Origin of the sequence: Paucisalibacillus globulus DSM 18846, from assembly GCF_000482485.1 — a bacterium.
Lineage (GTDB): Bacteria > Bacillota > Bacilli > Bacillales > Amphibacillaceae > Ornithinibacillus > Ornithinibacillus globulus.
Genome location: NZ_KI519437.1, coordinates 44,658 through 58,957 on the forward strand (window position 1 = coordinate 44,658; position 14,300 = coordinate 58,957).

14 protein-coding genes and 1 riboswitch are annotated in these 14,300 nt (G+C 37.5%); of the genes, 3 read left to right on the plus strand and 11 right to left on the minus strand.

The window, feature by feature from the left end; genetic code table 11:
- Positions 1–220: 220 nt before the first annotated feature.
- Entirely contained in the window at positions 221–1,729 is a 1,509-nt protein-coding gene (locus K332_RS0115640) for a malate:quinone oxidoreductase (RefSeq protein ID WP_026908315.1), read from the minus strand.
- A gap of 307 nt (positions 1,730–2,036) precedes the next feature.
- Here K332_RS0115640 and K332_RS0115645 point away from each other — a divergent pair, with 307 nt between their 5' ends.
- Entirely contained in the window at positions 2,037–3,455 is a 1,419-nt protein-coding gene (locus K332_RS0115645; RefSeq protein WP_026908316.1) for an MDR family MFS transporter, read from the plus strand.
- A gap of 227 nt (positions 3,456–3,682) precedes the next feature.
- Here the strand turns inward: K332_RS0115645 and K332_RS0115650 are convergent, their stop codons facing one another.
- A complete protein-coding gene (locus tag K332_RS0115650) occupies positions 3,683–3,907 on the minus strand; it encodes a hexameric tyrosine-coordinated heme protein (RefSeq protein WP_026908317.1) in 225 nt (74 codons plus the stop codon).
- Between the two features lie 169 nt (positions 3,908–4,076).
- Positions 4,077–4,589: a hypothetical protein gene (locus K332_RS0115655; RefSeq protein WP_026908318.1), complete on the minus strand. Its 513-nt coding sequence runs from the start codon at positions 4,587–4,589 to the stop codon at positions 4,077–4,079.
- A gap of 180 nt (positions 4,590–4,769) precedes the next feature.
- On the opposite strand from K332_RS0115655, the gene K332_RS0115660 reads away from it, so the two are divergent.
- Positions 4,770–5,192 (plus strand): pyridoxamine 5'-phosphate oxidase family protein, encoded by a 423-nt coding sequence (locus tag K332_RS0115660; RefSeq protein ID WP_026908319.1) that lies wholly within the window; start codon positions 4,770–4,772, stop codon positions 5,190–5,192.
- Positions 5,193–5,428: 236 nt separating this feature from the next.
- Here the strand turns inward: K332_RS0115660 and aspA are convergent, their stop codons facing one another.
- From aspA to K332_RS0115700, 8 genes are all read right to left on the minus strand, one after another.
- A complete protein-coding gene (aspA, locus tag K332_RS0115665; RefSeq protein WP_026908320.1) occupies positions 5,429–6,853 on the minus strand; it encodes an aspartate ammonia-lyase in 1,425 nt (474 codons plus the stop codon).
- 106 nt (positions 6,854–6,959) lie between these two features.
- Positions 6,960–7,235, minus strand: coding sequence for an amphi-Trp domain-containing protein (locus tag K332_RS0115670; RefSeq protein WP_026908321.1), 276 nt, complete (start codon positions 7,233–7,235; stop codon positions 6,960–6,962).
- A gap of 229 nt (positions 7,236–7,464) precedes the next feature.
- The gene (locus K332_RS0115675; RefSeq protein ID WP_026908322.1) at positions 7,465–7,962 is read right to left on the minus strand and encodes an LURP-one-related/scramblase family protein; all 498 of its coding nucleotides are present in this window, start codon (positions 7,960–7,962) and stop codon (positions 7,465–7,467) included.
- Between the two features lie 188 nt (positions 7,963–8,150).
- On the minus strand, positions 8,151–9,173 hold the full coding sequence (locus K332_RS0115680) for a DUF2804 domain-containing protein (protein ID WP_026908323.1): 1,023 nt from the start codon (positions 9,171–9,173) through the stop codon (positions 8,151–8,153).
- A gap of 92 nt (positions 9,174–9,265) precedes the next feature.
- Positions 9,266–9,997, minus strand: a complete 732-nt coding sequence (locus K332_RS0115685) for an ABC transporter permease (protein WP_026908324.1) — start codon at positions 9,995–9,997, stop codon at positions 9,266–9,268.
- The gene (locus K332_RS0115690; protein WP_026908325.1) at positions 9,994–10,929 is read right to left on the minus strand and encodes an ABC transporter ATP-binding protein; all 936 of its coding nucleotides are present in this window, start codon (positions 10,927–10,929) and stop codon (positions 9,994–9,996) included. Before K332_RS0115690 ends, K332_RS0115685 begins: the two co-directional genes overlap by 4 nt.
- Positions 10,929–11,669, minus strand: coding sequence for a MerR family transcriptional regulator (locus tag K332_RS0115695; RefSeq protein WP_245604711.1), 741 nt, complete (start codon positions 11,667–11,669; stop codon positions 10,929–10,931). Before K332_RS0115695 ends, K332_RS0115690 begins: the two co-directional genes overlap by 1 nt.
- Before the next feature lie 303 nt (positions 11,670–11,972).
- A complete protein-coding gene (locus K332_RS0115700; protein WP_036689181.1) occupies positions 11,973–13,238 on the minus strand; it encodes a DUF5068 domain-containing protein in 1,266 nt (421 codons plus the stop codon).
- A gap of 364 nt (positions 13,239–13,602) precedes the next feature.
- Positions 13,603–13,718: riboswitch (TPP riboswitch) on the plus strand.
- Positions 13,719–13,800: 82 nt separating this feature from the next.
- Between K332_RS0115700 and thiW the strand changes: the two genes are divergently transcribed.
- Entirely contained in the window at positions 13,801–14,289 is a 489-nt protein-coding gene (thiW, locus tag K332_RS0115705; RefSeq protein WP_026908328.1) for an energy coupling factor transporter S component ThiW, read from the plus strand.
- The last annotated feature ends 11 nt before the right edge of the window (positions 14,290–14,300 follow it).

Sequence of the window (14,300 nt, forward strand, 5' to 3'; positions counted from 1 at the left end):
TTTAGCTTTACCCATTTTCATTTCCCCTTATGGTTAGTCATTTTACCTTTCAACAATATTACTTTATCATGTATCATATCAATAGATAATTATTATAGAAAGATTAAAAGTAAAACGTTAAGCAAAATCTATGTTGTTTTAGTGGTATTATAGCTAGTGAACTTTAGCCTATTAAAAAAAATAGCAACTCTTATAGTAGAGTTGCCACTTATTCTTATTATTAAGCTTCTTGATAAATATTTGTTAATTCAAGAGCCTGTGCGGTTGCCACATGAACTTCTCTTGCAAATTCTGGTTTCTCCGTTAGTGATACACCATAAGAAGGGACCATTTCTTTTATTTTTGGTTCCCATTCGTCCATACGCTCTGGGAAGCACCGGGATAACACATCAAGCATAACGTGAACAGCAGTTGAGGCACCTGGAGAAGCACCAAGTAATGCTGCAACGGATCCGTCAGCGGCATTTACAACCTCTGTACCAAACTGAAGTGTACCTTTAACACCAGCTTCGGATTCTTTAATTACTTGTACTCGTTGCCCCGCAACAACCATATCCCAATCTTCACTCTTAGCATTTGGGATAAATTCGCGTAGCTCCTCCATACGTTTTTCCTTGGATAAAAGAACTTGTTGAATTAAATATTTAGTAAGCCCAAGATTCTTTAAACCTGCACCAATCATATTTACAACATTATGCAATTTTACAGAAAGCAATAAATCAAGATATGAACCCGTTTTCAAAAACTTAGGTGAAAAACCCGCATAAGGTCCAAATAGCAATGACTTTTTATTATCGATATATCTTGTATCCAGATGTGGTACAGACATTGGTGGAGCACCGACCTTTGCCTTACCATAGACCTTTGCTTGATGTTGCTCAACCACTTCTGGATTATTACATACCATAAATAACCCACTTACAGGAAAACCACCGATCCCTTTACCTTCAGGAATTCCGGACTTCTGTAAGAGGTGTAAGCTTCCACCACCAGCACCAAGGAATACAAATTTAGCTGTATGACGCTCTACGGTTCCGCTTTCAATATTTTTCACTTTTAATTGCCACGAACCGTCACTCGTACGTTTCATATTTTTCACACTATGCTTATAGTTAATTTTAACGTTTTGTTTTTCTAAATGAGTAATTAATGTACGTGTTAACGCACCAAAGTTAACATCCGTTCCTGACTCAATCTTTGTTGCAGCAATAGGTTCATCCGTTGTACGACCATCCATGATAATCGGAATCCACTTTTTCAGTTCTTCTGGTTCATCAGAAAATTCCATACCCTCAAACAGCGGATTATTTGATAGCGCTTTAAATCTTTTTCTTAAAAATTCTACATCCTTTTCTCCATGAACTAAACTCATGTGAGGTAGCGGCATGATAAAGTCTTGTGGATTATGAATTAAATCTTTATTCACAAGATAAGACCAAAATTGTCTAGAAAGCTGGAACTGTTCATTAACGTTAATAGCTTTCGTAATATCGATTGATCCATCAGCTTTTTCCGGTGTGTAATTAAGCTCACATAACGCAGCATGCCCCGTCCCTGCGTTATTCCATTCATTAGAGCTCTCTTCACCAGGCTTGTCAAGTTGCTCAAATACAGTAATATTCCATTCCGGTATCAATTCTTTTAGTAGCGCTCCTAATGTTGCACTCATAATACCGGCGCCAATTAAAATAACATCTGTCTTATTTTCCTTGTTGCCCATTTTCCCCATCCCTATCTTCTAGAAGTGCAGAAAACGATGCGGGCGCTTCCAATAAAAGTTTAGGATGCAACCTAGAAATACATCTTTTCTGTGTCTATTATATCATATTAATAGTTTAGCAGAATTATTTTTAGTTTTCTAATATACTGGATAATTGTTTCAAGTAAAACTACTAGAAAGTCTGTGAAAAATCAATTGCTTAATTTTGTCTTATCCAATAGTTATAGAAATCCTTCCTCCATTCCTGTATGATTTATTTATCTATTTCATAACAATCTAAATTTCTAAGTTTTTTATAATAGAGGTGTAAATCTTGATCAATCAAACTAATCGTCGTATGGTTACTATCGCCATGATGGTCGCTGTCTTCCTAACCGCCATCGATGTAACCGTCGTTAGTACTGCTATGCCACATATTGTAGGAGAATTACAGGGTCTTAGTTTATATAGCTGGGTTTTTGCAATTTATACATTAACAACATGTGTAACAACACCTATTTATGGAAAATTAGCTGATCTTTTTGGTAGGAAAATTATCTTTATCGTTGGTGTAATCCTCTTTGTTCTTGGGTCCGTTTTATCTGGGATGGCCCAGTCGATGGAGCAATTAATTTGGTTCCGAGCCTTTCAAGGAATTGGTGCCGGAGCAGTCATGCCAGTTACTTTTACAATTATTGGTGATATTTATCCAGGGGAACAGCGCGCAAAGATGCAAGGCCTTTTCAGTGGTGTGTGGGGAATCGCAGGACTTCTTGGTCCATTAGTTGGTGGCATGTTTGTTGACCACTTTTCATGGCGATGGATTTTCTATATCAATGTCCCCGTTGGAGCAATCTCATTGATACTAGTTCTAAAGTTTTTACATGAAACGGTAGAACGTAAATCGAAGAAAATAGACTACTGGGGTGCGCTCGTGTTTACTGCAGCAATTACAGCACTTCTTTATGCTTTACTAAATGGTGGTACAGCCCATGCATGGAATAGTCCAACTATCCTTCTATTGTTGGTAGGCTCTTTAATGGGAATTATTTTGTTCCTATGGATAGAAACAAAAGTGGAGGAGCCTATGTTGCCGTTATCCATATTTAAAATTAGGGTGATATCGATATCTAACATCCTCGGATTTTTATTGAGCTTTGTTCTGATTGGAGCTAACGTATATTTACCAATGTGGATACAAACTATTCTTCATCATAGTGCGACCAGTTCAGGACTTACATTAATGCCGATGTCCATCGCCTGGCCGCTAGCATCAACATTCGCAGGCAGGTATATGTACCGAATTGGATCTAAACGAACAACCTTAATTGGTGTCCTGCTTGTCTCACTTGCTACGACATGGACATTAGCTATCCAGCTTGATTCGCCTTATTGGTATTTTATCGGTCTGATGATTGTTCTTGGCTTTGGTATGGGGTATGCGATAACGCCGACTACTGTTTTAATACAATCTGCTGTTAGTTGGGAAATGCGTGGTGCGGCAACTGCTTCGAATTCTTTTGTACGTTCTCTTGGCCAAACCATTGGAATAACAGTATTAGGCAGCATGTTTAACGCCTCTGTCGCCCGGTATGCAAGGGAACATAATCATTCCACCATAGAAGTAGAAGCCCTTGCTCATGCACTTCATCAAATCTTTATTATGATTTTTATAGTAGCGATAATTGCATTAATTGTAGCTATCTTTCTTCCGTCACATCAGAAGATATTGGAGCAACAAAAGAATGTGGAATGAGGTTGGGGTATATAATTAAGAAACGTTAATCGGAATTCGGGAACTTCAAAAGATTGACAAAAAGTTCCATCGCGAGGCCAGGAACATCGATACTATTAGAACAACTAACACATTAGCACACCTTTTTATGGTTGTGTTCATTTTTCTAGAGGTGCGAATTGTTTAATATACTTCCTACTTAAAAAAGCAAAAGAAGTCCATAAGGCTCCTTTCGCTTATTAATGCTATCATTTCCAATAATTATTCGCAGCTGCAACAGTCTGAAAATGGATAGCAATTACCTGGGAAGCCATAATCAGGCTATCCGCGTCCTTTGAATACTTCGGCCTTAACTTTTTCCTAATAGTCTCAGAAGGCTGGGTTACGAGAACCCCCTTCTGTGCCAGTTTTACAGCCAATTCAAATCCTTCTTGCGGTGTTTTTGTTCTTAAACTCGTAATCCGCTCACTCATTTCAATATCCCCCTTTCAATCTCATACTACAATCTATAGGGGAATCTCAAAAAAATTCATAAATATAAATGAAAATAACATATTACTGGATGAGATACTTTGAATGCTACCTGAAAGAGTGTCGCGCCACCGTTAAATCAAACTGTCTCGATTCGCAATTACAACAAGTTTAGATTATCGTGCATTTATAATTCAGGCTGTCTGGCCTTTCTGTAGTAATTATATTCTCGTCCAATCCATTGCAAACTGCAAAGTAACCTTCGACTAACTGAAAGCCAACTCCATACAAGGAAAGAGACGTCCCTACACCTCCACTATAAACTTCAATGATCTCAATATGCTTTACAAGTTGATTATTTAAAGAAGTTAGGGAAGGCAGCTTATTCTTCACCCATTCCAATTTAAAATCAGTCCCATACCAATCAATCGATTGGGAAACCGGGATTTGATTAAAGGAAATTTTATATTCATCGGATTTATAAGCACATAACTCTAGTTGACAATCATAAAAGCCTATAAGAACAGGACAGTCATTAAACCATTCATTATTATCCTTGTCCCAAGCTATCCAAATATCAACAATCTTTTTTCCCTTTAGATGGATGAGATGGCTCTTGTAATCCATTATGATGTCCGAAACATACGTATAAATTTTAGGCGAATAGTTATGGAATTCGAACATGCCAATCACTCCGATTTTCTATATTTTATTTACTTAATTTTATCATGAATCAAATCATACAGAACGTAATTTTTTAGAAATTGCGTATATCTGCCTATTTATATTTCATAATAATATTGGAATGCCATATCAGTTCAATAAAATTTCTAGAACAATGTATTCATGAAGGAGATGTATTTAATGGAACAACAAGAGATAAGGAAGTCTATTGAGGAAATCCTAGCAAGTGACAACGCAGGCATGATGGCTACTGTAAAGGGAAATAAGCCACATGTACGTTATATGACCTTCTATCACGAAGATTTAGTGTTGTTTACACCCACTAGTAAAAATACAGATAAAGCTGAGGAGCTTGCGGAGAACCCCAATACACATATCTTAATCGGATATGGTGGAGAGGGTTATGGAGATTCCTATGTAGATTACACGGGCACTGTTACTATTAAGGAAGATATAGAACTTAAAAAGAGATTATGGAACGACCATTTGGCCGTCTGGTTTAATGGTCCTGATGACCCGAAATTAATCATCCTTCAAATTGAACCAACTCAAATTAAACTCATGAATAATAAGGGCGATTCCCCTATCCTATTAGAACTATGAAATACGTTTTTATAAAAAACTAACATTCAACATTCACTTGAACTTCGTGTAAATCCTATGAGGGAGACACCTTTGAATAATCCTGTATACAATGAACGCCTGCTGGGCTCGTTTTTCTTATACAGGCAGGTAAAGTTTCTATTCTTCGCTATCTATCTAAAAAAGACTGCCACTTTTCAAAATAAGTGACAGTCATTCTTGTTTCTTGCTATTTTTAATTAATAATTTAATTACTTTTATTTAAGCAACCCATGACCAGCAATACCTGGATGTGTCATTTCATAAGGGTCTAAGATTAGATTTAATTCATCTTTAGTCAACACACCATACTTTAAGCATAGCTCTCTAACAGGTACGCCAGTCTGAATTGCTTCTGATGCAAGTTGAGCAGCTCGTTCATATCCAATATGTGGATTAACCGCCGTGATAACTCCAACGCTCTTTTCTACATATTCTTTTAATCTTTCTTCGTTTGCTGTTATCCCTCTTACACAATGATCTGTAAATGTACGGAATGCATTATTCATCACACTAATAGATTGTAGTAGATTAAATACTAGAACAGGCTCCATGACATTTAATTCTAGCTGACCCGCTTCAGATGCAAGACCAATCGTATGGTCATTTCCGATAACCTGAAAGGCTACCTGATTTATTAGTTCTGGCATAACAGGATTTACTTTTCCTGGCATGATGGAAGATCCAGGTTGTCTTGCTGGTAATGAAATCTCACCCAATCCTGCTCTAGGTCCAGAAGCCATTAGGCGTAAATCATTGGCGATTTTAGACATGTTCATCATACATATTTTTAATGCAGCAGATACTTCGGTATAGGCATCCGTATTTTGCGTAGCGTCTACAAGATGTTCTGCACCTGTTAAAGGTAGGCCACTAATAGTTGTAAGATGCTTTAATACATTTTCTATATAGCTAGGGTCTGCGTTTAATCCAGTTCCAACTGCAGTTGCCCCCATGTTCAATTCATATAAATGCTGACGCGATTGATTAATTCGTTTAATATCACGTGCAATAACACGGCTATATGCTTCAAATTCCTGTCCAAGTCGAATAGGAACAGCATCTTGAAGATGAGTACGTCCCATCTTAATTACATTACTAAACTCCATTGCCTTTTGCCCAAAAGCAATTTGCATTTCATCCATTGTTAGCGTTAATTTTTCAATAAAATTAAGAACTGCAATATGAATAGCTGTAGGAAATGCATCATTGGTTGATTGTGACATATTGACATGCGTATTCGGACTGCAAACAGAGTAGTCTCCTTTTTCCTTACCCAGTAATTCAATAGCACGATTGGCAATTACTTCGTTTACGTTCATATTAATCGAGGTTCCAGCTCCACCCTGAATTGGATCGACAATAATTTGATCATGCCATTTTCCGTCCATTAATTCATTTGCTGCTTGAACCATTGCTTCACCAATTTCAGGTTGAAGGCGTCTACTATCCATATTAGCAAGTGCCGCTGCCTTCTTCACGATAGCCATGGCCTTGATTAATTCTTCATGAATTCGATATCCTGTAATTGGAAAGTTCTCCACCGCTCTTAGTGTTTGGATTCCGTAGTAAGCATCAGTTGGAACTTCCTTTTCTCCTAAAAAGTCCTTCTCGATACGTGTTTTGCTTATTGTGAGTGTCATGTTCCTTCTCCTCTATATACCATTTATATATATAAATCTATTAAAATAATTGGTCTCCGAGGCTAATTATAGAACTTATATAGGAAAAATCAAGGTGTTAAAAAATTTATTCAATATCCATCGTCTTAACAGTATTCTCCCCTGCATTCCACTCAATTTCCATCTCAAACTCATGTTTGTCGCCTTTTACCTCATACTCGTACTCCATCTTTAGTTGATTGGTAGGCGAAACTTCTATACGTTCCGTCCCCTGCACAAAAGTGAATTTACCATCTTCCTTTAATTTTTTTGCCATTTTCTCTAGCATTGTGGCAAACTCGATGACACTTTGCTTTTCTTTGTGATCAATTAACTTTTGAGTTGTAGCTTGTTTCTCTTCCATATCAATTCCTCCTTTGTATATTCGGTGAAAGAAGTATCCGCGCAGTAACCGAAATGTAAGACACCATTTCTTTTTCATGTTTGTCTTATACCCAGTTCACCATTAATTTCTTAATATCATATCTTAACAACAATAGCAAATGGGAAATAGTATAGTTAGTACAACTCTTTCATCTCAAAACCTCACGATTTCTCTGATTCAATATACTGCCCTTTTATGGTTAGCTCCCCTAATTTGCTCCTCCTGAAGCTGCTGTAGCTTGGTCTGCCTTTACGCAATCAATAGCAACTACAATCGCAATGACAATTGCCTCCATCTCTTCGTCTAATACTTCCACTTTATAGCTATCGCCCCAGGTGAACCATTCTTTTTTTACTTTACCGACGACTTCACCATGCTTCGACACCTGAAAATTCATGTCCCACCAATTACCATTTACCTCAATTCCCGCCGCATCAATTGAATACCGTGCCTTTAAAAAGGACAGTTCTTTTTTAATTGTTAACACCTCTTGGCCATTCACTTCGACAAAAAACTTTGGTAAAAAGCTGAACATCTTTTTCGTAATGAGTGCCACTTCATCTCTTTTTGTGTTCATAATGGAGAAGGACTTAGGAATTTTCATAAAACTTCCCTCTACATAGTAAACATCCTTCTCCTGTTGATCTTTAACTGTAAATTTTCCACTTAGACTAAATACCTTCTGCTTAATATAAAACTGCTTCATCCCCTATTACCCCCTTTATTCTCACTTCAATTCTTTTTTCTTTATTATAACGCAAAAACCACTAACACTATTAGAATATTCAATCACTAAATATAGTGGGATAGGATATATAAAGACGGTTCCCCTTCTACCAGTATCCTGTCAGAAAGAGAACCGTTTTCAAATTAGAAATACATTATAAAAAAACTTTACCATTTAGCCATATGATCCTCAGCCCAACCTAGCATATTCTTAATCTTTATCTCTTCGCCATTTTCCGTTACAACAATACCATCAAAGTGCCCTATCATTTGATGAACGTTAGATTGAATAATGAGTGCATTGGTGGATGCAATTCTTTCATATAAGGGTGTAAAGACTAACGATACTCGGTTCGTGCCAACGGTAGACAGCTTCCATGGTTTCATAAAATCATCTGTATCGTATTCCCATGCAATATCTTCGTGGATTTTATGCAATCGGTTATTAATAAGTAGACCATTTTCATTCTGGCCTGTACCATCCGTCCACTGTCCACCAAAATTAAGGCCAACTCTTTTACCATTAACAACACCCGATGCGGAGGCCCAATTCCAGGTAGAATGATATTTCCAAATTCCACGTCCAAAATCAAGGCACCCAAAGGAATCTTCCTTATTTATCTGATACTCCTTATTCTCCCAAACAATTTTCCCTTCAGCTGGTATCGTAGGTTGCTTAGAAGTAAATTGATAACGACTCTTACTCCATGGAACAACAACATTTAGAGATTCATAATCATCTGGTCTTGTTAATACGATATCCGCTTCGAGAACTTTTCCTTTACCATTAAAGTTTGGACAAAGAACATGGATTGCAGTTTCCTGTCCAGACTCATTAAACTGGATTGTCATCTCTTCACTTTCGTATGATACAGTCTCATGTACACCGTCAGGCAATTTAACATTTTTTCCAAATAGCAATAATGTTGAAGTTCTTTCATAGAATTTTAGCGTTTTCAAATCTAGTATATAAACGAATATAACAGCAGCATAGTCAATATGAGAGATGGTCGCCGAGAACAAAACATCTGCTGTTGTGACACACCAATAATTCCATTTTTTCTTCCGAAGAAAGCTCCCTTTTACATTACAGTTTATTATTGGCATTCGAGCCCATCCAATACTTTCTTCATTTAATCGACCATTCCTAAGACTTAAATTTACTGCTTTCGTAATTTCATGGGGTGGCATAGAAAATCTCCCTTTCTATATTTTCATTGTTTTATACTATTCTACTATTTTCAGTAGATTTTCCATACCAATATATCCCATTCCCCTTTATTCTATTTCCTATTCAAAATATAAATCGCCCCACCATAGCCCAACACACACCATATCAGTAAATTAATATAATTCCCTATCGTTGCATCAAAAGTAGACGCTGCTAACGATTCCCGCATGACTTCTGCCATCGAGTAGATTGGTAGAACTTCATGAAGTGCTTGTAGCCATTCAGGAAGTCTTTCCATTGGAAAATTAACTGGTGAAAACATAAGCGCTCCGAAAACAATGACTTGTGATAACGCTAATGAGGTTGTTGGTGATAATAAATAAGAGAAGCCATAGCCAACTCCAATCGAGGTTAAGGCGATCATAAGAAGGGCAGGAACTACTGTCCAGGACACATCATATCCAGGACTAAACATCAGATGCGCAACTATAGAAGCCATTACAATACCCGGGATGGTAATCAGTAACCAGATGGTTGTATCAGCACCTAAGATAGCCGAACGCTTAACAGGCCATGTCCGCATAAATTCCAAAAATCCATCAGATTTTGATGTCCCAACCTGTTGGGGTAGAATAACTAACCCTGTGAAAATTAAAATAATTGTTGGTGCACCGGTTGCTAAATAAAGAATGGATTGTGTATCAGGAGTAGGTATTAAATAAGTAAAACCAATGACAATCCCTATGGATATCAGGATTTGAATCAACACCATAAAAATAAGAAAACCGGCATTTCGTAAAAATTGCATTTGAAATATATACTTGAATTCATTAAATACACTCATGACGATACCACCACCTTCTTTGAAGTTAATTCAATATATGCGTCCTCTATTGTTGTTGGGGATATGGAATAATCGACTACAACCCCTTTATCTACTTCACGTCTCGCCCACTCTATTACGTCTGATATATTCGAGGGGTTGATTTGACAAATCATTCGTGTTCCGCTTTGATGCGTAGCAATTGCCCATTCAGGAACATGTATATTCTCTATATTGCTAATAGTAAATTCCATTCGCATTTGGTTAGTTATGGAACTCTTTATTTCAGAAGGTGTGCCCTTTGTTAAAATTTTCCCCTTATCAATGATTGCAACCCGATCCACAGCCTTCTCCGCCTCCAACACATTATGTGTAACTAAAATGACAGAAGTACCATCCTTCGTTAGGCTACGAATCACATCCCAAAGATAACGTCTTCGGACCGGATCCACATCATTAGTCGGCTCATCTAGAATAACCAATTTTCCTGGAGCAATTACCGCCATACAAAAAGCAGTTAGTCTGCGCGCACCGCCAGACAGCCTTTCACCTTCTTTATCTGCCCACTCTCCCATACCAAGTGATTCAAACAGCATATCCAGTCGTTTCGGATTATAGTTCTTCCCTGCACGCATTTTCCCCATGATTGAAACTGCCTGCCTCGGAGTAAGGAAACCAAGCGGTACCTGAGACTGTGGTTGTACTGAACAAATAGACCGAGCACGTTCTGGGGACTCTAATACAGACTTGCCAAATAGATTAATTTCTCCTTGATCAGGCGCTACTAATCCAACAATTTGATTGACCAATGTTGTTTTCCCAGCACCATTTTGACCAAGTAACCCGAATATTTCCCCTTCCTTTATTTGAAGGGAGAGATTGTCATTAGCAATCACACGTGTTTTTCCCTTTCCACGAAATATCTTTGTCACATTTCTCACATCAAGTACCATTACTTCGCCTCCTTATGTGCTTCAGAAACACGTTGTAAAAATCCAATAACTTCCTTATCCATTGGGTAAAATGCAATACCTTCCTGCAAATCTTGTAGCGATTCCCACAAGTCATCGAGTAACTCTTCATCATTCCCAAATATCTTTTCAGCCTGGTTTAACCACCGCTGGGCAAGCTCAAGAGCCAATGCTGAGTTTGGATCAATATCATGATGCTTTTTTATAGCTTGAATGGTTCCCATCCATTCATGAATGTCCTCTTCGCTCATCTTTGCATTGTATTCCATTATCTTCTGCATTTCTTCCCTCCCTAAATAATTGTTATATGGCTGAAGTATCTCCTCTGGATCCTGATGATAGAATTGAATAATACTGTAAATAATTGGCCAATTAATCTGTTCCTCAAAATCTATGGAGTATGACACACTAAGAAGAGCTCGTTCTAGCATCTGTAAGCGCTCCTGTTCTCGCTTTACCATCTCCAATTGTTGCTCGATAGATTCCTTCCAGTTTAATGTGGAGCTTTTCAATATTTCTTTAATTTTATCAAGTGAAAATCCCATGTACTTCAATGCCAAGACACGTTCTAATTGCATAACATTATCCTCGTTATATAACCGATGCCCACCTTCAGTTTTCGACGAAGGTTTAATTAATCCAATTTCATCGTAATAATCTAGCGTCCTAACCGTTACACCGGTATTTTTAGATAGCTTGCCAATTGTATATATTTTCCTCACTCCCTTATCTTTTCCTCCAGTATAAAACAACACGTTACGTGTTGTTCAATAGGGAAGTGTAAAAATTTTTAGAAAAAAATAAATTACACAACAAAAAAAGAGTAATCGATCATTATATCGTATTACTCTTCCTAAAAAGGCCTCTACTATATAAATCTATTTTAACGCATTCTTCTTAGAAAAAAACAAACAGGAGAGCCGATTATCTATACATCCAACCGGTTCTCCTGTTTTTTAGATTAGATCACGCACTACTCTACTAATCTGTATTCTATCGTTCTTTCTAGATAAAATCATTAATAATTAAAGCTCAAAATTCGCTGTCTTCCCTTTAGAAAGATCCTTTGCATCCTGACCTTTAATAGGTCCAAATTCAATTTGGAAAGATTTTTCCTTCCAAATTTTATCATATTGTTCTTTATCTAATAAGTATATTTGTAGATACTCACCAGAATTTCCAGTTTCTATTAAATCATTGTAGCTATAATCTAGTAACATTCCTTGATCGAACATATACTGGTCACCGTCGTTAACTATCAGTTTGGAGCTCATCGATGATAGACCAATAGGGTCAGATCCCTTATTATCAAGGTTGAACTTAACTGTCAATACAACAATTCCATTTGTCCAATCTGCAAACCTCGGTGCCTCTATTTCATTTGGAGTGAATTCTGTAAACTGGTACCCGTCTAACGTAACGGTCACTTCACCTAACTTTTCGCTTTTACCAATTTCAGATTCTTCCTTAAGCATTTTCTTTTCGCCCATATCATCTGTTGTTATCTTATCTTTATAAAAAGCCTCATTGGCTGCAACTTTTTCTGCACCAGCTTCATTTAAGCTTAAAGTGAACTGGCCGACTTTTCCAATTGGATTACCAAAGTCACCTTTTACTGATTCAGCAGCAGGAACTTCCACCGCTACAGTCGATACGTCTAATGCTACTTGTAAATGGGATTTACCAAAAGGATATGCATAATATCCTGTCACCGATTCTCCTGCTTTAAGTTCATAATCATTTGTTGGTGACAATATTTCACTTAAACGATCTTCTTCTGGTAATAAATCTCTATAATCGTTATATGCCTTCTCAGCACCTGTGAATGAAAGGTAAAAAGCAGGCATGTAATACACGTCATTATCCGTGTCATTCGTCACGGTATATTGAGCAATGATGACACCACCATCGGTTTCATCATTAAAAGGGATACTAAAATCTGTATGGAAATCTTTTAACTCAACAAGTGTATACGCATCTAAGGAGACTTCTACACCTTCCATAGTATGTACTTGTGGTTCCTTTTTTTCATAAAGAATATTCGCTGTTCCCTCTGTTTCATTCTCCATAAAAGTAATTAATTCTGAGAAATCACTTGTAGCACTTGCTTTAGTCGCTACTTCTTCTTCCTCTTCTGATTGTTCTTCTTCCTCTTCTTCTTGAACTTCTTCTTCCGTTTCTGTTTCTTTTTCTTCTGTGACCTTTTCTTTCTCATCTGCTTTTGCTTCATCCTTATCATTACCGCAACCACTAACAATAAGCATTGCTAGTAATATCGTGACAAGAAGCATGCCTATTCTGCCCAATATTTTCCAACCTCCATTTTTACAAACTGATTACATCTTACCATATTATTTTTTCTGGTAATATAAGGCAAAGGGATTAAATTATAAGTAGAAAGTATGACATAAGCATGTCGCAAGTCTTGCTACTTTAGACGGATAAACCCATTTAAAAAAGAGTTCCTTCTTACACAATTATTCATATTGCAGATCCAGCATATTCAGAGTGAGGAGATTTCCAACCTCCGTAAATCTATTGTGATAAAGCAACAAGACTAAACCACAATTTAGGTCCTATTTCCCTTTTTCTTCATTTCGCATGACAATTCCAAGATCATTTGTTATGGTATATCTGAACAATTAAATATTCAAAATCAACTACTAGGGGTGCCCAAGAATTCGTGGGCTGAGAGGAAAGCACGGTAGCTTTCTGACTCTTACGTACCTGATCTGGTTAGTACCAGCGGAGGGAAGTAGTCGGACGACATACGTCCATTCTATTTCAGCTTATTTAGCCAGGTCCCTCCCTTAGGACCTGGCTTTTTTGGTTCCCCTAAAATAGGAGGGAAAAATGAATCGAACACGTTTATTAACAACAATGGCAGTACTAGTCGCAATTGGCACATTAGGCGCACAGCTTTTATGGTTTCCAGCTGGAATTTCGAAAGCATATCCTGTTCAACATGCCGTGAATGTAATGGCAGCAGTGACACTAGGACCATGGCCTGCAGTTGCAATTGCTTTTATGATTGGCTTGCTGCGAAACATGCTTGGCCTAGGAACATTGCTAGCATTTCCCGGGGGAATGATTGGAGCTTTCCTGGCAGGATATCTTTACCAAAGGTTTAGAAAAAATGGGGTAGCTGTCATTGGAGAAGCAATTGGTACCGGCATATTCGGATCTATATTCGCAGTACCCTTTGCCATTCTACTAATGGGAAGCTCGATTGGGGCTTTTGCCTTTCTACCATCATTTCTCATAAGCAGTATTTCTGGAGGTCTCATTGGTTGGTTTATCCTATCACGAATCAATCTTGAAAAACGAATACAAACATATTAGGGAGGTTTTTT